The sequence below is a fragment of the Halalkalibacter kiskunsagensis genome (genome assembly GCF_037027555.1).
Lineage (GTDB): Bacteria > Bacillota > Bacilli > Bacillales > Bacillaceae_D > Halalkalibacter > Halalkalibacter kiskunsagensis.
Genome location: NZ_JAXBLX010000025.1, coordinates 44,752 through 64,009 on the forward strand (window position 1 = coordinate 44,752; position 19,258 = coordinate 64,009).

General features: G+C 39.1%; 21 protein-coding genes. 4 read left to right on the forward strand and 17 right to left on the reverse strand.

All coding sequences use genetic code 11. From position 1 onward, the window contains the following. The first annotated feature begins 70 nt into the window (after positions 1-70). Complete coding sequence (locus SLH51_RS15150; protein WP_335962196.1) at positions 71-472, forward strand: helix-turn-helix domain-containing protein; 402 nt, start codon at positions 71-73, stop codon at positions 470-472. Positions 473-489: 17 nt separating this feature from the next. Continuing rightward, positions 490-1,656, forward strand: a complete 1,167-nt coding sequence (locus tag SLH51_RS15155; protein ID WP_335962197.1) for a tyrosine-type recombinase/integrase — start codon at positions 490-492, stop codon at positions 1,654-1,656. A 132-nt stretch (positions 1,657-1,788) separates the two neighbouring features. Here SLH51_RS15155 and sufB read toward each other — a convergent pair whose 3' ends face one another. The 15 genes from sufB to SLH51_RS15230 form a co-directional block, all read right to left on the reverse strand. Next, positions 1,789-3,186, reverse strand: coding sequence for a Fe-S cluster assembly protein SufB (gene sufB, locus SLH51_RS15160; protein WP_335962198.1), 1,398 nt, complete (start codon positions 3,184-3,186; stop codon positions 1,789-1,791). A 28-nt stretch (positions 3,187-3,214) separates the two neighbouring features. Continuing rightward, a complete protein-coding gene (gene sufU, locus SLH51_RS15165) occupies positions 3,215-3,649 on the reverse strand; it encodes a Fe-S cluster assembly sulfur transfer protein SufU (protein WP_335962199.1) in 435 nt (144 codons plus the stop codon). Then, positions 3,639-4,859 carry a cysteine desulfurase gene (locus tag SLH51_RS15170; protein WP_335962200.1) on the reverse strand — a complete coding sequence of 407 codons (1,221 nt, stop codon included), beginning with the start codon at positions 4,857-4,859 and terminating at the stop codon, positions 3,639-3,641. The genes sufU and SLH51_RS15170 overlap by 11 nt, the downstream gene beginning before the upstream one ends. Further along, positions 4,859-6,166, reverse strand: a complete 1,308-nt coding sequence (sufD, locus tag SLH51_RS15175; protein WP_335962201.1) for a Fe-S cluster assembly protein SufD — start codon at positions 6,164-6,166, stop codon at positions 4,859-4,861. The genes SLH51_RS15170 and sufD overlap by 1 nt, the downstream gene beginning before the upstream one ends. Before the next feature lie 73 nt (positions 6,167-6,239). Next, a complete protein-coding gene (sufC, locus tag SLH51_RS15180; protein WP_335962202.1) occupies positions 6,240-7,031 on the reverse strand; it encodes a Fe-S cluster assembly ATPase SufC in 792 nt (263 codons plus the stop codon). Between the two features lie 380 nt (positions 7,032-7,411). Further along, positions 7,412-7,549, reverse strand: a complete 138-nt coding sequence (locus SLH51_RS15185; RefSeq protein ID WP_335962203.1) for a YuzK family famiily protein — start codon at positions 7,547-7,549, stop codon at positions 7,412-7,414. A 211-nt stretch (positions 7,550-7,760) separates the two neighbouring features. Beyond that, on the reverse strand, positions 7,761-8,141 hold the full coding sequence (locus SLH51_RS15190; protein ID WP_335962204.1) for a carboxymuconolactone decarboxylase family protein: 381 nt from the start codon (positions 8,139-8,141) through the stop codon (positions 7,761-7,763). A gap of 280 nt (positions 8,142-8,421) precedes the next feature. Beyond that, positions 8,422-8,658, reverse strand: a complete 237-nt coding sequence (locus SLH51_RS15195; protein WP_335962205.1) for a YusG family protein — start codon at positions 8,656-8,658, stop codon at positions 8,422-8,424. A 191-nt stretch (positions 8,659-8,849) separates the two neighbouring features. After that, positions 8,850-9,236, reverse strand: a complete 387-nt coding sequence (gcvH, locus tag SLH51_RS15200; RefSeq protein WP_335962206.1) for a glycine cleavage system protein GcvH — start codon at positions 9,234-9,236, stop codon at positions 8,850-8,852. A gap of 68 nt (positions 9,237-9,304) precedes the next feature. Continuing rightward, positions 9,305-9,664, reverse strand: a complete 360-nt coding sequence (locus tag SLH51_RS15205) for an arsenate reductase family protein (protein ID WP_335962207.1) — start codon at positions 9,662-9,664, stop codon at positions 9,305-9,307. Positions 9,665-9,849: 185 nt separating this feature from the next. Next, the gene (locus SLH51_RS15210; RefSeq protein ID WP_335962208.1) at positions 9,850-10,002 is read right to left on the reverse strand and encodes a hypothetical protein; all 153 of its coding nucleotides are present in this window, start codon (positions 10,000-10,002) and stop codon (positions 9,850-9,852) included. 261 nt (positions 10,003-10,263) lie between these two features. Then, positions 10,264-12,048: an acyl-CoA dehydrogenase family protein gene (locus SLH51_RS15215; RefSeq protein ID WP_335962209.1), complete on the reverse strand. Its 1,785-nt coding sequence runs from the start codon at positions 12,046-12,048 to the stop codon at positions 10,264-10,266. A 26-nt stretch (positions 12,049-12,074) separates the two neighbouring features. Beyond that, a complete protein-coding gene (locus SLH51_RS15220) occupies positions 12,075-13,256 on the reverse strand; it encodes an acetyl-CoA C-acetyltransferase (RefSeq protein ID WP_335962210.1) in 1,182 nt (393 codons plus the stop codon). A gap of 31 nt (positions 13,257-13,287) precedes the next feature. Then, positions 13,288-15,660 carry a 3-hydroxyacyl-CoA dehydrogenase/enoyl-CoA hydratase family protein gene (locus tag SLH51_RS15225; protein ID WP_335962211.1) on the reverse strand — a complete coding sequence of 791 codons (2,373 nt, stop codon included), beginning with the start codon at positions 15,658-15,660 and terminating at the stop codon, positions 13,288-13,290. 123 nt (positions 15,661-15,783) lie between these two features. Next, positions 15,784-15,957: a hypothetical protein gene (locus SLH51_RS15230; protein WP_335962212.1), complete on the reverse strand. Its 174-nt coding sequence runs from the start codon at positions 15,955-15,957 to the stop codon at positions 15,784-15,786. 160 nt (positions 15,958-16,117) lie between these two features. Between SLH51_RS15230 and SLH51_RS15235 the strand changes: the two genes are divergently transcribed. Together SLH51_RS15235 and SLH51_RS15240 are read left to right on the forward strand one after the other, a co-directional pair. After that, a complete protein-coding gene (locus SLH51_RS15235; RefSeq protein ID WP_390183771.1) occupies positions 16,118-16,429 on the forward strand; it encodes a hypothetical protein in 312 nt (103 codons plus the stop codon). A 49-nt stretch (positions 16,430-16,478) separates the two neighbouring features. Further along, positions 16,479-16,808, forward strand: coding sequence for a spore coat protein (locus tag SLH51_RS15240; RefSeq protein WP_335962213.1), 330 nt, complete (start codon positions 16,479-16,481; stop codon positions 16,806-16,808). 183 nt (positions 16,809-16,991) lie between these two features. On the opposite strand, the gene SLH51_RS15245 is transcribed toward SLH51_RS15240, so the two are convergent. After that, a complete protein-coding gene (locus SLH51_RS15245) occupies positions 16,992-17,366 on the reverse strand; it encodes a hypothetical protein (protein ID WP_335962214.1) in 375 nt (124 codons plus the stop codon). A 152-nt stretch (positions 17,367-17,518) separates the two neighbouring features. Continuing rightward, positions 17,519-19,072, reverse strand: coding sequence for a flotillin family protein (locus tag SLH51_RS15250; protein ID WP_335962226.1), 1,554 nt, complete (start codon positions 19,070-19,072; stop codon positions 17,519-17,521). Positions 19,073-19,258 lie beyond the last annotated feature (186 nt).

A 19,258-nucleotide genomic window follows, 5' to 3' on the forward strand; every position in this document is an offset into this window, starting at 1 on the left:
TTTACTTTTAGCAACCATTTGTATTAAAATAGTAGAGTATTTTAAAAGAAGAAAGAGAGGGGAATGAAACATGAACAAGTTCGGGGAAAAATTAAGGAAATTAAGAAAAGAAAAAGGATTATCAATAAGAAAGCTTAGTGAATTATCAGGGGTTGCACACTCCTATTTATCACAAGTTGAAACAGGTAAACGTGGAACCCCAAAAGTAGAAACACTTGAAAAGATTGCAACAGGACTTAATGTTCCTTCTTTTAATTTATTAGTGCAAGCAGGATATATTGACCCAATTGATATGATTATGGAAAACGAAAGAGAAGATAGAGAATGGTCACTATCAGAACAAGAACAAACGCCAATTGAACTTAATTTTTTACTGGATTCCAATCATCCATTATTTTTTCAAGACAGGATTTTGACAAAAGAAGAAAAAGCAAAAATAAAAAGCGTTATCGAAATCGTATTAAAGGATTGAAAGGGGAAAGAGAATAGATGGCAAACATACGAAAATTAAATAGCGGAAAATATCAGGCACGTGTTCATGTTGATGGTAAACTTGTGAGCCTTGGAACATTCAAGACAAAAAAGGAGGCTGAAATTGTTTCAGCAAAGGCTGAAGAAAGAAAATATTATAGTCAAACCCTAACTGATAGAAACATGCTTTTTTCAGATGTTGTGCAAGAATGGTTGAAGCATAAAAAGAATACAACGAAAGAATCAACTTTCAGGCAAACAGAAGTGATTATTAGAAATCATGTGATGCCCACTTTTGGACATAAAAAGATTATGAAAGTGAGTAGAACGGATGTAAAAGATTGGCTTTCTAAATTTGGAGAAATTGATGAAAATGGCAAGCCAAAATATTCACTTGGTTCAAGGCGAAAATATCTTTCAGTGATTAAAGGTATTCTGTTTTATGCGGTGCAAGAACTTGAAGTACTTGAAAAGAATCCTGCGGACAAATTGAAGTTAGAAGTTCAGGATAATGTTGCATTGAAGATAGGAGATGAAAAAGTTAAATATTTTACCCTTGATGAAATGAATCAGTTATTGGGTTATTTAAAGACATACAAGCATCAGAGATTTCCTGAATATCGGTTGTATTATATGTTGATTTTCTTCTTATACAAAACAGGTTTAAGGATTTCTGAAGCACTTGCTTTAAGATGGGATGATATTGAAGGTAATATGATTGATATCAATAAACAAACAAGCCGTGACGATAACAACAAAGTGATTCTTACCACATTGAAAAACGATTCATCATATCGTCAAATTAGCATTGATGAAGATTTTATTCGTGAATTAAAAAAATTCAAGGCAAAACAAAATGAACTGATCCTTGGAAATCCAAGATTTAAGAAAAATAATAATGGAATCATTTTTCAAAATTATAATGGGCATTATCTCACACCTTCTATCATTCGTGAAACGATTCAGAACTATCATAAGACTTCAGGGGTCGAATATAGGGGTTTACATGCTTTCAGACATACTCATGCCACTTTACTACTTGAAGCAGGTGTAAGTGAAATTTATATAGCAAAAAGATTAGGTCATGTAGACACGAAAGAATTAAGTAGAACATATGGACATATCACTAAAAAAATTCAAACAGATGAACTTGCAAAATTCACTGCTTATACTTCACAAAAATAATGTTAAAAATCACTTCAAATAACATCAAAATAATTTCAACTTTACAAGAACTTGGCATAAACTTGGCAAGAATCGAATTTGGCACGTGCCAAAAATAAGAAAAACCCTTGATATACAAGGGTTAATCGTTAGTTATCCAATTGAACCTTCCATCTCGAACTTGATAAGGCGGTTCATTTCAACAGCGTATTCCATTGGAAGTTCTTTTGTAAATGGCTCGATGAAGCCCATTACAATCATTTCTGTTGCTTCTTGCTCTGAAATACCACGGCTCATTAAGTAGAAGAGTTGATCTTCTGACACTTTAGAAACCGTCGCTTCATGCTCAAGCGTAATGTTGTTGTTCAAAATTTCATTATATGGAATTGTATCAGACGTTGACTCATTATCCATGATAAGTGTATCACACTCAATTTTCGACTTAGAGCCAGCAGATCTACGGCCAAAGTGACAAATACCACGATATGTTACTTTCCCACCATGTTTTGAAATGGACTTTGATACAATCGTAGATGAACAGTTTGGCGCAAGATGGTGAACTTTCGCCCCTGCATCTTGGTGCTGCCCTTTACCAGCGATGGCGATGGAAAGGATCGTTCCTTTTGCACCTTCTCCACGCATAACAACAGCTGGATATTTCATTGTTAATTTTGAGCCGATGTTCCCATCTACCCACTCCATTGTAGCACCAGCATCAGCAACTGCTCGCTTTGTTACAAGATTAAAGATATTTGGAGCCCAGTTTTGGATCGTTGTGTAACGCGCATATGCGTTCTTTTTAACAATGATCTCAACTACCGCACTGTGTAATGAGTTTGTTGAATAAACTGGAGCTGTACAGCCTTCAACATAGTGTACGGAGCTATCTTCGTCCGCAATAATTAGCGTACGCTCAAACTGACCCATGTTTTCTGAATTAATACGGAAGTACGCTTGTAATGGCGTTTCAGACTTAACACCTTTTGGTACATAGATAAACGAACCACCAGACCATACAGCTGAGTTCAATGCTGCGAACTTGTTATCAGATGGAGGAATAATTGTTCCAAAGTGCTCTTTGAAAATTTCCTCATGCTCTCTGAGTGCCGTATCTGTATCCGTAAAAAGAATACCTTGCTCTGTTAATTCTTCTTTCATACTGTGATAAACAACTTCAGATTCGTACTGAGCTGAAACCCCAGCTAAATACTTTTGTTCTGCTTCTGGAATCCCAAGCTTATCAAACGTATTCTTGATTTCTTCAGGTACTTCATCCCAAGATTTCTCTGACTTCTCTGATGGCTTAACATAGTAAGTAATGTCATCAAAGTGAAGTTCTGATAAATCTCCACCCCATTGTGGCATTGGCATTTTATAAAATTGTTCTAATGATTTCAAACGGAAATCTAACATCCATTGCGGTTCACTCTTCATGCGTGAGATTTCTTCAACGATTTCTTTCGTTAACCCACGCTTTGAACGGAAAACCGAAACATCTTTATCTGAGAACCCATATTTATATTCTCCGATTTCTGGCATTTTTTTCGCCATTGTGAAAGCCTCCTTTAAAATTGTCTTGCTATTTGTGGTCGTTGATTCCCTTTTCCATTGCTTTCCAAGCAAGAGTCGCACATTTAATACGAGCCGGAAACTTTGCCACTCCTTGTAATGCTTCAATATCCCCTAAGTCAAAACGCTCTTCATCATACTCTTTTCCGAGCATTATATCTGAAAAAATGTGAGCCATTGCTACAGCCTCATCCAATTTCAAGCCTTTGATTGCTTGAGTCATCATTGAAGCGGAAGCTAAACTGATCGAACATCCTTCCCCAACAAACTTCGCATCAGTAACCTTATCATCGTTCACTTTTAATTGAATTTGAATGCGGTCACCACATGTTGGGTTATTCATATTTACGGTAACGGAATCTCCATCAAATTCCCCTCGGTTACGTGGGTTTTTGTAGTGATCCATAATCACCTGTCTGTACAGTGTATCAAGTTTAGAAGACATCGCCAAAGTACTCCTTTGTTTTTACTAGTCCAGTGACAAGTACATCAACATCCTCTTTCGTGTTGTATAAATAAAAGCTAGCACGAGCTGTTGCTGTGACGTCAAGCCATTTCATCAGCGGCTGTGCACAATGATGACCTGCACGAACTGCGATTCCCTCAGCATCCAAGACTGTTGCAACATCATGCGGATGAACATCATCTAGGTTGAATGTCACAACGCCTGCACGCTTTTTCGGACCGAAAATTTTCAAACCATCAATTTCAGATAAGCGCTCGATTGCATAATCAGCTAGCTCATGCTCATGTTTTAATACATGATCAAGACCAATCTCCTCTAAGAAGTCGATGGCTGCGCCAAGGCCAATAGCACCTGCAATGATTGGAGTACCACCTTCAAATTTCCAAGGAAGTTCTTTCCAAGTTGAATCTTGTAAGCCGACAAAATCAATCATTTCTCCACCAAATTCAATTGGTTCCATCTTTTCAAGTAGATGCTTCTTGCCGTATAACGCCCCTATTCCAGTAGGGCCTCCCATTTTGTGACCAGAAAAAGCGAAAAAGTCACAATCAAGGTCTTGAACATTTACCTTCATATGTGGTGTGCTTTGCGCACCATCGACAACCATAATCGCTCCATTACGATGAGCAATTTCAGCAATTTCTTTGATCGGGTTAATCGTTCCAAGGACGTTTGAAACGTGCATGACAGAAATAATTTTTGTCTTATCTGTTATTGTATTTTCTACATCTGCCAAATCTAGCGTTCCATCAGGCTGAAGTGGGAAATATTTTAACGTTGCCCCCGTTCTCTTCGCAACTTGCTGCCAAGGAATGATGTTACTGTGATGCTCCATTAAGGAAATCACAATTTCATCGCCTTCTTTTAAATTGTCACGAGCGTAACTGGATGCAACTAAATTTAATGCCGTTGTCGTTCCACGTGTGAAAACAATTTCTTCAATGGAACTTGCTCCGATAAAGTTCCGAACCTTTTCGCGAGCTCCTTCGTATCCATCTGTTGCCAGTGTACCAAGTGTATGAACCCCCCGATGAACATTTGAATTATAACGACGATAATAATCATCGATTGCTTCAATCACCTTAAGTGGCTTTTGAGAAGTCGCGGCGCTATCCAAGTAGACGAGCGGATTTCCGTTGACATTTTGGTCTAAAATCGGAAACTGCTTTTTGATCTCTTTGGCATTCATTAGCGTACTTTCCCTTCAATTGCCTCTCTTAAACGCTCCTTAACGGACTCAATCGGAAGTTGATTAACTACTGGAGCTAAGAAACCGTGAATAACTAGGCGCTCTGCTTCTTTACGTGAAATACCGCGACTCATTAAGTAGAACATTTGCAATGGATCTACTTGACCAACGGATGCTGCGTGACCTGCTGTTACGTCATCCTCATCGATGAGTAAGATCGGGTTTGCATCTCCACGCGCTTTTTCACTTAGCATTAACACACGCTCTGTTTGAACACCATTCGACTTAGTTGCACCATGCTCAATTTTCGTAATTCCGTTAAAAATCGCTGTTGAAGCTTCTCGCATAACGCCGTGCTTAAGAATGTGACCTTCCGAATGCTTTCCATGATGGAAAATTTGCGTCGTGAAATTTTGTTTTTGATCTCCACGACCAATTGTCACGGTCTTAGTGTCAGCCCAAGAGCCATCACCTACAAGATGTGTTGTATTTTCTGAAACCGTATTTCCGTCGTTCATTTGACCAAGTGCCCAATCGATACGAGCGTCCTTATCTACATGACCACGACGTACGACATAGGTTGTCACGTTTTTTGCAAGGTTATCAACTGCACCAAATGCAACTCTTGCGTTCGCTTTTGCATATACTTCTGCCACAATGTTTGCTACTACTTCTTGACCAGCTATTGATGTGTAGTTCTCTACATATGTGACTGAACTATTTTCTTCAGCTACAACAATCACATGGTTGCTGTAAATTGCCTCAGGTGTTTCAAGTGAAAATACAGCCTGCAAAGGAACTTCCACTTGAACATTTTTAGGAACATAAATAAACGCTCCACCGTTTAGCAGTGCTGCATGCAACGCAAGAAGACAATTCTCATTTGGTTTTACTGCCTCACCAAACAAATAAGGTTTCACAAGTTCTGCATGCTTTTTTAGAGCTGTTTCAATATCTGTAAAAATAACACCTTTTTCAGCTAGCTCGGCACTCGTTTTTACGAAGACAGCAGATGTATCTTGTTGAACAAGCAAATTCTGTTCTGTTGTTTCTTCGCCAATTAACGCTTGTAGTACTTCTGGTAAAGCCTTCACAGATGTTGCTTTTGGCTTTTGATTCATGTCAAAGCGGCTTTTTGTAAAATTCCACTTATCAATTTTTGTTTTTTCTGGCTTTGGAAGCTCTGCTGTTTCTGATAGCTCTAAGCCTTTTAAACGAATGTCGCGTACCCAATCTGGTTCATTGCGTCCATTCGAGAATGATTCAATTTGTTCTTTTTCGAACAATCCTTTTGTCTCGACTGACATACATACCCACCCTTTACTAATGTACTCACTCGCCAATCGCGAGTATATGTTTTCTCACTTTAACCGATCTACATTATGCTTCTTGGTTTACACCTACACGCTCGTCATCGATTCCAAGCTCCGCCTTAATCCAGTCGTAACCTTCTGCTTCTAGACGTGCAGCAAGTTCAGCACCACCAGATTTCACAATGCGTCCTTGCATCATAACGTGTACTTTATCAGGAGTGATGTAGTCAAGGAGACGTTGATAGTGAGTGATAATTAAGCAACCGAAGTTCTCACTACGCATTTCGTTAACACCTTTTGACACGACTTTCAAGGCATCAATATCTAAACCTGAGTCAATTTCATCAAGGATCGCAATCTTTGGCTCAAGCATTAACAATTGTAAAATTTCGTTACGTTTCTTTTCCCCACCTGAGAATCCTTCGTTTAAGTAACGGTGTGAGAAAGAATCATCCATATCAAGTACTTCCATCTTCTTATCTAATTGACGGATAAATTTCATAAGAGAAATCTCATCACCTTCTTCGCGCTTCGAATTGATCGCTGAACGTAAGAAGTCGGCATTTGTAATCCCGCTTATTTCACTTGGATATTGCATTGCTAAGAAAAGACCTGCTTGAGCACGCTCATCAACTTCCATCTCAAGAACATCTTCTCCATCAATCGTGACTGAACCGCTCGTAATTTCATACTTCGGGTGACCCATAATTGCTGACGCTAAGGTTGATTTTCCTGTTCCGTTTGGTCCCATGATGGCATGGAATTCGCCACCTTTTATCTCAAGGTTGAAGTCTTTTAAGATTTCTTTTCCTTCAACTGATACGTTTAAGTTTTCGATCTTTAGAAATGGTGCTGACATTACGATAACCTCCAATGTATTTTGCTTTATCTTAAATTGGGACAAAGCCGATAATGTTTTGTTTTATTCTCAATCTATTCTCATTACAATCTTATAACAAATCTATTATAAGTTCAAGGAGACAGAACTAATTAAGTTACTGTTCTAACTATGCCTATAGTGTTTTCCTATCCTCACCCCTACTATAGCGTAGCAATGTCAGTCGTTACACCTTTTCCACGCCTTTCTTCCACTCACACAAACTACATGGTTCACTATAATTAGCATTCCTTTAAATCACTATAAAAATAAAAAAAATCACTTTAAAATCAAACTTATTTCTTTTTTAAATGATTAAAGAGCAGTACCAATAGGCACTACTCTTCTCGTTTTATTACAGCTTAGCCAAATTGAGCTATCAATTTCTTGCTAGCCTTATAGTCTTTTTCACGTTCTTTTTCAATTTCAATTCTTTTTTCTAAGTTACGATTATACTCTGCATAACTTGTTCCATGAGATTGTTGCATTGCTTTTTCCATTTCACCATGATGATGGTTTTTTAATAAATGGATAATGAATCAACCCTTTCTCGTTTTTATCAGAAATAATCGTACCATAGTGAGAAAATTTGATCAACTTTGAAATAAAGGGATCTACCTTCATTTAACGACGTGAGATCTGATTACGCATTGTCAGAAAATGTTCCAATACAATTCCTTTTGCATACAACTTAATAAACCCTGACTGCCTTTATTGAAGCTGTGAATCGTTATTTCCTAACGTAGATATACACTCTTGTACTAGTGTTACCGCTTGAGACATAGCTGCACCACCACCGAACGCAGCTGTTACTCCAACTGTTTCAAGAATTTCTTCTTCTGTACAACCTTGATCTAAGCACCCTTTTGCATGATAGATGATACAATACTCATCTTGAGAATACACGCTAATCCCCAATGCAATCATTTGCTTTTCCTTTTGAGTGAGCTTCCCTTCTTCAAAGCAAGCTTCTGTGAACGCATTGTACTTTTTGGCGATATTAGGCATTTTTTTTGTGAAATTCCCAATACCTTCTTTATATTCTTGTAGAGCCATGTCAATTGGGTTATCTTGCTGCTGTTGCTGATCCATTCGAGAGCCTCCTCTATGTAGTTGTAACAACGATAGTATTCGTACCAATAGTAACCTTTATTCAAGATTTATTTCGATCTTCTCATTATTACAACACGTATTTGCTGCGACCATTCTCTTACTACATGCAATTTTAACAGGAGACGTAGTGTTAATAGGTACTGCTTTTGTAACAGGTTTATTTATGGCGTTTATTCTAGTATCATCAATTCCTCTTTTAGCTGAAAACTCCACGGAAAAAGAGCTGACTCAATGTCTTATTGAGTCAGCCAACAAATGTTTAGCACCAGCCTTCATCGCAACCTTCTACATAAGATTTCACTTCATTTGGGTTTTCTTGCTCATATCGAAACACTTTATCGTTTTCGAACTCAAAGCCTTCAGCCATTTCATGCTGAAAACCTTCATTCGTTTCAATTACCTTTCCGACTTGAGCTTCCCCCATATACAGATTCATATGTCCATTTTCATACTTACCTTTTACTTGACTCGTTACGTCAACGCGTACAAGACTCATTACTCTAACCTCCTTAAACAGAAGTTAGTATTAGGTTATCCGAATTCGGGGAGATGAACCATGGTGGAAAAATACAAAAGAGGAAGAGCCTTTGCACGCAGTGTGCTGCTCTTCCTCTGCATAACTATAAGGAAAACCTTAAGACAACGGCTTCTAGTTTCAAAAAGGAAAGGCTTGTTTGAAAACCTCTCTTATTCTTCGCTAATCATATCCTCATATTTTTCAGCTGACATTAAGTTATCTACTTCACTTGAGTCACTTGGTTCTACAACGATCATCCATGCTTTCTCATATGGAGATTCATTAACGAATTCAGGAGAATCATCAAGGTCTTCGTTAACTTCAACAACCTTTCCACTTACAGGTGCATATAGCTCAGAAACCGTTTTTACTGATTCTACACTTCCAAAAGGCTCGTCCGCTTCAATTTCATCGCCAACTTCTGGAAGCTCTACAAATACGATATCTCCAAGCTCAGATTGAGCGAAATCCGTAATTCCAATACGAACTTTCTCTCCTTCTACTTTTACCCACTCATGCTCTTCAGAATACTTTAATTCTTTAGGTAAGTTGCTCATCCTAATACCTCCATCTAAATTAATACAAATTTTACTACATTATACCTGCTTTTCCATCAGAACAAAACCTATTCACTCCAAGTTTGCTCAAATTGTCCTTCATTAAACCCGACCGTTACGTTTGTTCCATCCGTTGTAATTGGACGTTTGATTAACATTCCCTCTGATGCAAGTAGCTCAAGTCCTTCATCTTCAGTCATTTCTTTCAGTTTATCCTTCAAGCCGAGCTCACGATATTTTTGACCACTCGTATTAAAAAATTTCTTTAACTCAAGACCACTTTTTTCTAAAAGGTTACGCAATTCGTCTTTGGTTGGTGGTTGTTCAACGATATGTATTGCGTTTACGCCAATTCCTTTGTTAGCGAACCATTTTTTTGCTTTTCTACAAGTTCCACATTTTGGGTATTCATAATAGGTAATTGTCATGTTGTCTGTCTCCTTTCGTTTTTCGATTCTATTTATATTCAATAGGTGTGTCTTGGAAGGATCAGCCCCCCGACTTAGTAAGCTCGTTCGAGTTTATTTCTAGCTCTTTAGCGCATTTTTTCGTTCGGGGGGCAGACCCTGTTTGTGCGTTCATGCTTGTCTTCTACCTACTTGAACTATCTCTATTATTGCTTATCTTCTACTTGTTCACAATCGATTTGCTTTGTATCCCAGGTCGTTTGCAAGGCATCATGAACAGAATCTGCATTCAGTTCAGTCGAGAATTCTTCTACCCCAGTAAGTGGTGCTGTATAGCTAATCTTTTCTTTTTTGCTCATAAAAGATTCCTCCTCTCCTACCTAGAATAAGTTTAGGATGTGTTAGGCCAAGAGGAATCATGCAATTGCTTCTTTCCTGTTGTCACGGTACCATCACATGTAAAGTCAGTCAACTACCGAGACACTCGATGAAATCTGACTAGCAACAAAATTGACAAAGAAGCCCCATTTTGGGACTTCTTTGCACTAGAGAGGAGAATGCTCCATAAGAAAGGAGTATATTTTATTTTTGAGGAAACGAATTTCCTCAAAAGTTATTAATTAAACGACATAACGTTTTTCTTCTAATACGACACCTGCAATACGGCGTTTTAACGCGACGACATTGGTCGGAGTGTGACGTGTAAGCTTACGGAGAATACCTAGCATTGTCCGAAGAGTATCGCCTTCTTCCATTGCTACCAAAGATTCTTTTGCATGAGCTTCAATTTTATTAAAGGCCTCTTGACAGAAGACTTGAGTCATTAAAAGCTTTTGCTCAGCTTTCGCCTCGCCTCTTTTGTTGATTGCTTTTTCAGTACGAAGAATCACTGACTCCATTGAGTAAATCTCACTAACAATGTCGGCTACATTTGATAAAAGTTCTTGTTCATGCTGAAGCTTATCTGCATATTTTTGCGCCCCGTTCCCAGCTACCATTAAGAAGATTTTTTTCGCCATAGAAAGCAGGTACTTTTCTTGCTCAAGTGAGGCGTCCCCGATTTCCTGCGGCATTAACATCATGATCTCTTCTTGCAAAGCTGTTGCCTTTTGTAAAAGAGGAAGCTCTCCTTTCAACGCCTTACGCATAATCGTACCGGGAACAAGCAAACGGTTGATCTCGTTTGTCCCTTCAAAAATCCGATTAATTCGCGAGTCACGATACATGCGTTCGACTTCGTATTCAGCCATGAACCCATAGCCACCGTGAATTTGAACCGCTTCATCTACAACGTAGTCAAGTGTTTCAGAACCTACTACTTTGTTTAAGGAGCACTCTATCGCATATTCAGCAATCGCTTTGGCAACTGCACGACCATCCTTCTGTTCCTCGTCTGTTAGCCCACCAAGACGATCTTCAAATAACCCACCCGTACGATAGATCGAACTCTCTGCTGCATAGGTTGCCGTTGCCATATTGGCGAGCTTTTCTTGAATGAGTGTGAATTTGCCGATTGGCGTTTTGAACTGTTTTCGCTCCGTAGCATATGTTGCAGCTAGTTCAAGTGCTCGTTTCGCACTTCCGACACATCCAATTCCTAGCTTATAGCGACCAACATTTAAAATGTTAAACGCAATTACATGACCTTTCCCTATTTCACCAAGAACATTCCCCACTGGTACAAGGGCATCTTCTAAAATAAGCGTTCGCGTTGAAGAACCTTTGATTCCCATTTTCTTTTCTTCTGGACCCGTTGATACACCTTCGAATTCTTTTTCAACAATAAACGTTGTGAATTTATCTCCATCAATTTTTGCATAGACGATAAACACATCTGCAAAAGCAGAATTTGTTATCCATTGCTTTTCTCCATTTAATACATAATGTGTTCGGGCATCATTTAGAACAGCTGTCGTTTTCGCACCAAGTGCATCTGAGCCGGAACTTGGCTCAGTTAACGCATAAGCGGCAAGCTTTGCGCCTGATGCTAGGTCAGGCAAATATTTTGATTTTTGTTCATGGTTTCCGAAAAAGACAATAGGAAGAGAGCCAATCCCAACATGGGCCCCGTGACTTAACCCGAATGCACCACCACGAACAAACTTTTCCGAAATAAGTGATGAACTAATTTTATCTAGTCCAAGCCCGCCATACTCTTCAGGTACATCCGCAGCGAGAAGGCCTAAGTCACCAGCTTCTTTTAGAAGTCTAACTGTATGATCAAATTGATGTTGCTCAATTTTCTCTAAAACGGGCTCTACTTCATTAATGACGAAATCTTCCGTTGTACGACCAATCATTATTTGTTCATCGGTGAAATCCTCTGGAGTAAATACTTGGTCAGAACAAACATCCTCTACTAGAAAGCTCCCGCCTTTTACCACTTTGTCTTCTGTTTGACTCATATCTCGTTCCTCCCTTTATTGTTTTTCTAACCGATTAACTCAAAAACACCTGCAGCGCCCATTCCGCCACCGATACACATCGTAACAACACCAAATTGTTCCTTTCGTCGTTTCATTTCGTGCAGGAGGGAAAGCGTTAATTTTGTCCCTGTGCAGCCTAATGGGTGACCAAGCGCAATCGCACCGCCATTGACATTCACACGATCAAGATCTAGATCAAGGTGTCGAATCACTTGAAGTGCCTGAGAAGCAAACGCCTCATTTAGCTCAAACAACCCTATATCAGCTAATTCTAGTCCTGCTAGTTTAAGAGCTTTCGGGATCGCCTCAACTGGACCAATTCCCATAATTTCAGGAGCAACGCCCGCTACAGCAAATGACCGGAACTTTAAAAGAGGAGTAATGCCATTGACGATTGCCTCTTCACGGTCCATTACTAACACAGATGCGGCCCCATCACTCATTTGTGAAGCATTGCCAGCTGTTATACTCCCTTTTGGATAGAAAGCTGGGCGCAGTTTTGCTAATCCTTGTGCTGATGTATCTGCTCTCACTCCTTCATCTGTATCAAAGGTCACTTGCCTTTCTTTTAATTTGTGATCTGCTCCAACAGAGCGGAATGTGACATCAACCGGAACGATCTCATCTTTGAACCTTCCTGCTTCAATAGCAGTTGCTGCGCGTTTGTGACTAAGAACGGCAAACTCATCTTGGTCAGCGCGGCTTACATCATATCGGTTCGCCACTTCCTCCGCGGTATAGCCCATTCCCATGTAATACTCAGGCTGTTCTTCAACGAGCTTCGCATTAGGGGCAATCACATGCCCCCCCATCGGGATCATACTCATCGATTCAGCTCCACCAGCAATAATGGCTTTTGCCTGACCAAGCATAATCCGTTCTGCCCCGTACGCAATGCTTTGCAACCCTGATGAACAATAACGATTGATCGTGATCGCCGGAACGGTATTCGGTAACCCTGCTAAGGCCGCTATATTTCGAGCGACGTTCATGCCTTGTTCTGCCTCAGGCATGGAACACCCGATAATAACGTCATCAATCTTTTTAGCGTCATAATCGCCGGCACGTTTTAACGTTTCTCGAACGGTCAATGCACCTAAATCATCCGGACGAACATTTGCCAATGTACCGCGTTTTGCTTTTCCAACTGGTGTTCTTGCACCAGCTACGATTACCGCTTCTCTCATTGTCATTTTCCCTCCTCTACGTGCGTTTTATTTAATTACGAAGTGGTTTGCCTTTAGTTAACATATATTGCATACGCTGTTGCGTTTTCGGCTCAGCTACTAAGCTTAAAAAGGCTTCACGTTCAATATCGAGTAAGTATTGCTCATCAACGAACGTCCCTTTAGGCACCCGGCCACCGGCAATGACAAAAGCGAGTTTCTCGGCAATCTTCAAATCATGATCTGAAATCATGCCACCAAACTTCATTGTCTTCGCACCGAGTAGCATCGTTGCGTACCCCGTTTCACCAACAACTTGAATCTTCGCTCGCTCAGGTGGACGATACCCTGTGTTAAATAAATGAAGAACTTTTTGCTTTGCACGATCTATCAGTAAGTCACCATTTATAACAATGTCATCACGTGCACTTAGGAAGCCATTTTCTTTTGCTTCTTGTGCAGAGGTCGAAACTTTTGCCATCGCAATCGTCTCAAATGTTTTGTTCGCAACCGCTTGCAAATCGCCTCTAGATGTTCGTTCTAAATTGCGAAGGTACAATTCTTTGTTTCCGCCTCCGCCTGGGATCACACCCACTCCAACTTCTACTAAGCCCATATACGTTTCAAGCGATGCTTGAACACTTGCTGATGGCAAGCATATTTCCGTCCCTCCACCAAGTGTCATACCAAACGGTGCTGCAACAACCGGCTTCTCTGCATAGCGAATGTTGGCCATTGCCTGCTGGAACTGGCGAACAACAAGATCAATCTCAAAAAAATTGTCATCCTGTGCTTCCATTAATATCAACATTAAATTGGCACCGACACAAAAGTTTTTGCCTTGGTTGTTAATGACTAGGCCTTTATAGTTCTTTTCCACTTCTGCAATCGACTTATTTATCATTTGAATAACGTCGAATCCGATTGAATTGTTTGGAGAATGAAATTCAAGAAGAGCTACGTCATCACCAACATCAAGTAATGTTGCCCCTGTATTTTTCATAATGACTTTGTCTGGTTTTAATGTTTTCAGAGTAACAATTTTTTTGTTAACAAGCTTAGGTGCGTATCCACCAGCGTGATAGAACGTCTCACCTTTGTAGAAGCTTTCTTGACCTGCTTCCAGCATTTCTTTTACCCATAGTGGGACCTGCTCCCCTTCTTCTTCCATACGCTCGACTGCTTTTTTTACACCGATCGCATCCCAAGTTTCAAATGGACCGAGCTCCCAGCCAAAGCCCCATTTCATTGCTTGATCAACTGCATGAATATCATTAGCAATTTCAAAAGCTTTCTCAGCCGAATACAATAACGTTGGCTTCAATAAGTTCCAAATTAAATGACCTGCTCGATCGTCTGCATAGGCTAAGACCTTTAATTTATCCGGAAGCTTCTTTGCTTGTTTTGCCTGTTCCACTGAGGCAGCCTTTAATTTTTTTCGTTCCTCGTATTCAAGAGTGGTTGGATTTAACTCGAGAATTTCACTACCTTTTTCTCCTTTCTTCTTCAAAAAGAATCCTTGCCCACTTTTGCTTCCAAGCCAACCTTTTGCAGCCATTTCTTTCATGAACGAATTCGGTTGAAATACTTCTTTTTCTGCCCCATCCACGACATCGTAGACGTTTTTTGCAACATGAAGGAAAGTATCGAGTCCAACAACATCAAGCGTTCGAAATGTTGCACTTTTCGGTCGACCAATGATTGGCCCTGTTACTGAATCAATTTCTCCTACGGAATATCCACCTTTAAGCATTTCATTAACAGTAACGAGTAAACCATACGTTCCAATTCTATTCGCGATAAAGTTTGGCGTATCTTTCCCTTCGACGACACCTTTCCCGAGTGTCTCTTCAGCAAACGCTTTCATAAAAATAAGTACATCTTTATTCGTATGTTCAGTAGGAATTATTTCTAATAGCTTTAAGTATCTTGGCGGGTTAAAAAAGTGCGTACCTAAAAAGTGTGATTTAAAATCATTAGATCGTCCTTGAGACATTGCTTCAATGGAAATTCCTGATGTATTAGAGCTAACAATCGTCCCAGGCTTTCTAACAGCATCAATCTTTTCAAATAATTGCTGTTTAATGGTTAAGCTTTCAACCACAACTTCGATAATCCAATCAACTTCTTGAAGGCGTTTCACATCATCCTCAATATTTCCAGCTTCAATTAAGTTAACTTTTGCCTTGGAAGAAAGTGGTGCTGGCTTTTGCTTACTAAGATTGGCTATCGCATTCGTACTTAATCGATTGCGAACTGCATAATCCTGTATTGTCAACCCTTTTGCCTGTTCTTCGTTTGTCAGATCTTTCGGTACGATATCAAGTAATAAGGTTGGAATTCCGACATTTGCTAAATGAGCAGCAATACCAGAACCCATGACACCAGAACCAATAACGGCTACTTTACGAATATGAAAAGACATAATTCTCCCCCTTTACCTGCACGAATTCATTTCATTTGAATTATCTTACTCCCAAACGAATGAATACTCATTCATTTTTAGCCCAAAAAAATACAAACAACCTCAAAGTCATTTCTAAAATCATCATACCGAACATTCGTAAATTTCGCAATAGATAAATTTAAAGGAATTGCCAAAAGAGTGATTTTCTCTTTTGGCAATTTCTTTAGCAATGAGCAGAGCCGCTGCTTGCTTTTTAGTGAAGCTAGGGTGGGCTTCTTCCCCTAGCGAACGTGCAGCGTGCGGAGCCATTGCCACTTCCACACTCCAAAAGAGTGATTTTCTCTTTTGGCTTCCTTTAATAGGCAGTTCTGTCTACTTCATTCACACATAATTAAGGTGCTTATATTTCACACTAATGAGGTATCCGAATGACGGATACGTTGCCTTAAGGCGACATCCAAAGGAGGGTATACTCATGCAACAACAACAAATGCAAGGTCAACAAAATCAACAGCAACCAATGGGCATGCAGAACCAACAAAACCAACAAGCGATTATGCCTGAGCCACCAGCTGTCGTTACTACGAAAGATCAGCTTTATTTATCAGATATGCTTTCGTGGAACTTACTTGCAATGAAAAAAGCTCACTTTTTCGCGCAACAGTGTCAAGATCAGGAAATCAAAATGACATTAGATAAAGCTGGACGAATGCATCAACAGCATTATGAAAAAATTCTAAGTCATTTGAAAACAACGAATCAACAAGCTTCTATCCCAATGCAGTAAGAAAAGGTTCAACAGCCTAAAATTGTACTTTCCTTAAGGGGGCATTAGAATGAGCCAACAACAGCAAAAGATTCAAAATCCAGAAATGCAAATTCCAAAAACACCACAAATGAATGACCGAGACTTTATTAACGATATTTTAGCAATGGAAAAAAGCATGACTAATTCCTATAGCGTTGCCTTAAATGAAATGAGTCATGGACAACTTTACCAAGACCTATCAACTGTGTTTAATCAAACACAAGATTGTCAGCGCGAGTTATACAATGTTATGTTCCAAAAAGGATTTTACTCTTTAGAAGCTGCTGACGGGCAAAAGCTCGATCAAACGTATCAGCAGTTTTCTGGTTATAGTAGTCAATTTCCGTATCAACAGTAATCAAACGTACTAGCTTTTGGAAGAAACCAAAGTTATCTATCCTTTGGTTTCTCCTTTTTCATTGAGATATTTAATGTACATACTATAAAAAAAACACGAATGTGATGTCCGAGAGGCTTCCTTCTTTCTATTATTCAAAATATGAATCATCTTTAAATACCATATCTAATTTACCTATATTGATCACTCCAAATCTTCGCCACTAATACTCTGAATTTGAATTTGATACTGATCTAATTTATTAGTTCTTAAAACATTATCCACTACCTTTTTAATCTCTTGTGCTCTATGTTTCGTGTCTGGGTTGGATGGGGAAAGAGTGGTTTGCACAGTAACAAACTGTTGAAAATCAGAGACAATATTTTCAACTTCCTCATATGTTGTTAATTCCTCCTGGATGCTTATCATCATATTTGAAAACTCTTCATTAGCCGGTTTAGTTGGTATTCCGACTTCATTTGTGGCCACGACGGTTGCATTATTAGTAACATGAATAACAATGACAGAAACAATAATCATCGAAAGAATAAAAAGCATATTAAAAAGACCCTTTCCCAAATGTCCCCCTCCTTAATTAACTCGAATTAATCTATATGTATGTCCATCTCTAATTAGTTATTCAGCAAAACCGTTGATGTAACAAGCTTTTACATTTTTCAAATTAAAAAAGGCATTACTGGCTTGTTAAACAAGTAATGCCTTTTCTAACGTTAGGTTGTTGAATCGGACTCCGACTGTTTTGTTTCTTTTTGCGCTTTGTTGTTTTCCATCTCTCTATCCTTTTGGACTGTCTTGTTCTCGTCTTGCTTTGACTCTTCTTTTCCAGCCGCTACTTCTGAAGTAGCTTTTTCAAAGTTATTCACTTGACCACGAGATACAAAACTTTCAAGCATAGCTTTTAAGTCCATCCCTGTGCTTTCTTTTAAACTTTCTTGCAAGCCTAGCATCGTTTTTGTGACATTATTTGTAATCTTAGCGGCACCACCGTTTGATTCAGATCCGCCCATATCAATGACTTTCATTCCTTCAATTTTTGATAGAGGTTGTGCGATTTCATGTGCATACTTAGGCAGCATCTCGATAAACATTTCAAGAATCGCAGCTTCGCCGTATTTCTCCATTGCTTTTGCCATAAGTTCTTTCGCTTCTGCCTCAGCACGACCTCGCTCACGAATAACCTCAGCTTCTGCTAGACCATTCTGTTTTTCGATCATCGCCTTTGTTTCCCCGTCAATTCGTGCCTTTTCAGCTTCTGCTTCAGCATTTGCTTTGATATCATATGCATTTGCATCAGCTAAAGCCTTACGTCGCTTTTGTTCCTCAAGTTCAAGCTCTACTTGTCTTTGTCGTTCGATAAATTGAATCTTCATTTCTTCTTCTTTCACTTGTTGAGCGAGTGTTGCTTTTTCAAGTTCATAGGATTGCTCTGACTTCGCTCTCGCTCGTTCTGTTTCTTCTTTAATTCTTGCTGCCTTAATATCTTTTTCTTTCTTAGATTCAGCAATCTCACTTAAACGTTTGTTTTCTTCTTCTTGAGCTTCCTGATCATTTCTTGCTTTGTACATACGTGTTTCTTTTTCTGCATCGGATTCCGCCATATCGGCTTTTTTGCGGATTTCAGCAATACGTGGACGACCTAAATTATCTAAATACCCATTCTCTTTATCAGCATCGCGAAGATCATCTAACCCAAATGACGTGATTTTAAATCCCATATTATCTAATTCTTGTTGAGCGATATCTTGCACTTGGTGATTAAATGATTCACGGTCGTTATTAATTTGTTCCACCGTCATTTTTGATAAAATTGCTCGAAGATTAGTACCGAGAACTTTTGATACTTCTTCCTCAATTTCATTTTGTTTCTTCCCTAAAAATTGCTCAGCATAATTAGCAATTCCAATTAATGAATCAGCAATTTTTACTGATGTCACTGCATCAGCTACCACCGGTACACCTTGTGACGTGTATACTTTCGGCGTTGTTAATTTGATCTGGAAAGAATTTAAATCTACGGGCGTGCACGTTTGGAACATCTTCAAACGAATCCCGCCACCACGAATAATTTTCAAACTTCTTCCATTATCATCAAAGAAAATTCGTGTATCTTCTTCTGGATTCCCAAGCTTTGGACCTGTAATAATTAACGCTTGATTTGAACTAGCTGTCCGATACCGCTTTTTGAAAATAAAAAAACCAATTCCACAACCGATTAATAGGATGAAAAGTAAGATACCGGTAAGAATTAACCATATCATGCTCATCATAAAAGCATCACTCCATATAAAAATTTGAGATAGACGTAGGTAGTGCTTCGTCCTCTAATAATTTGTACGATTAACTATTTGAATGGTTTCACTTTTTCGGAAAATAATGTATTTTTCCTTCTAGAGCCAATGGTTCATATTTTTAAAAATACAGTTGACAGGCTCTTCTTTTTGGTAAAGCCC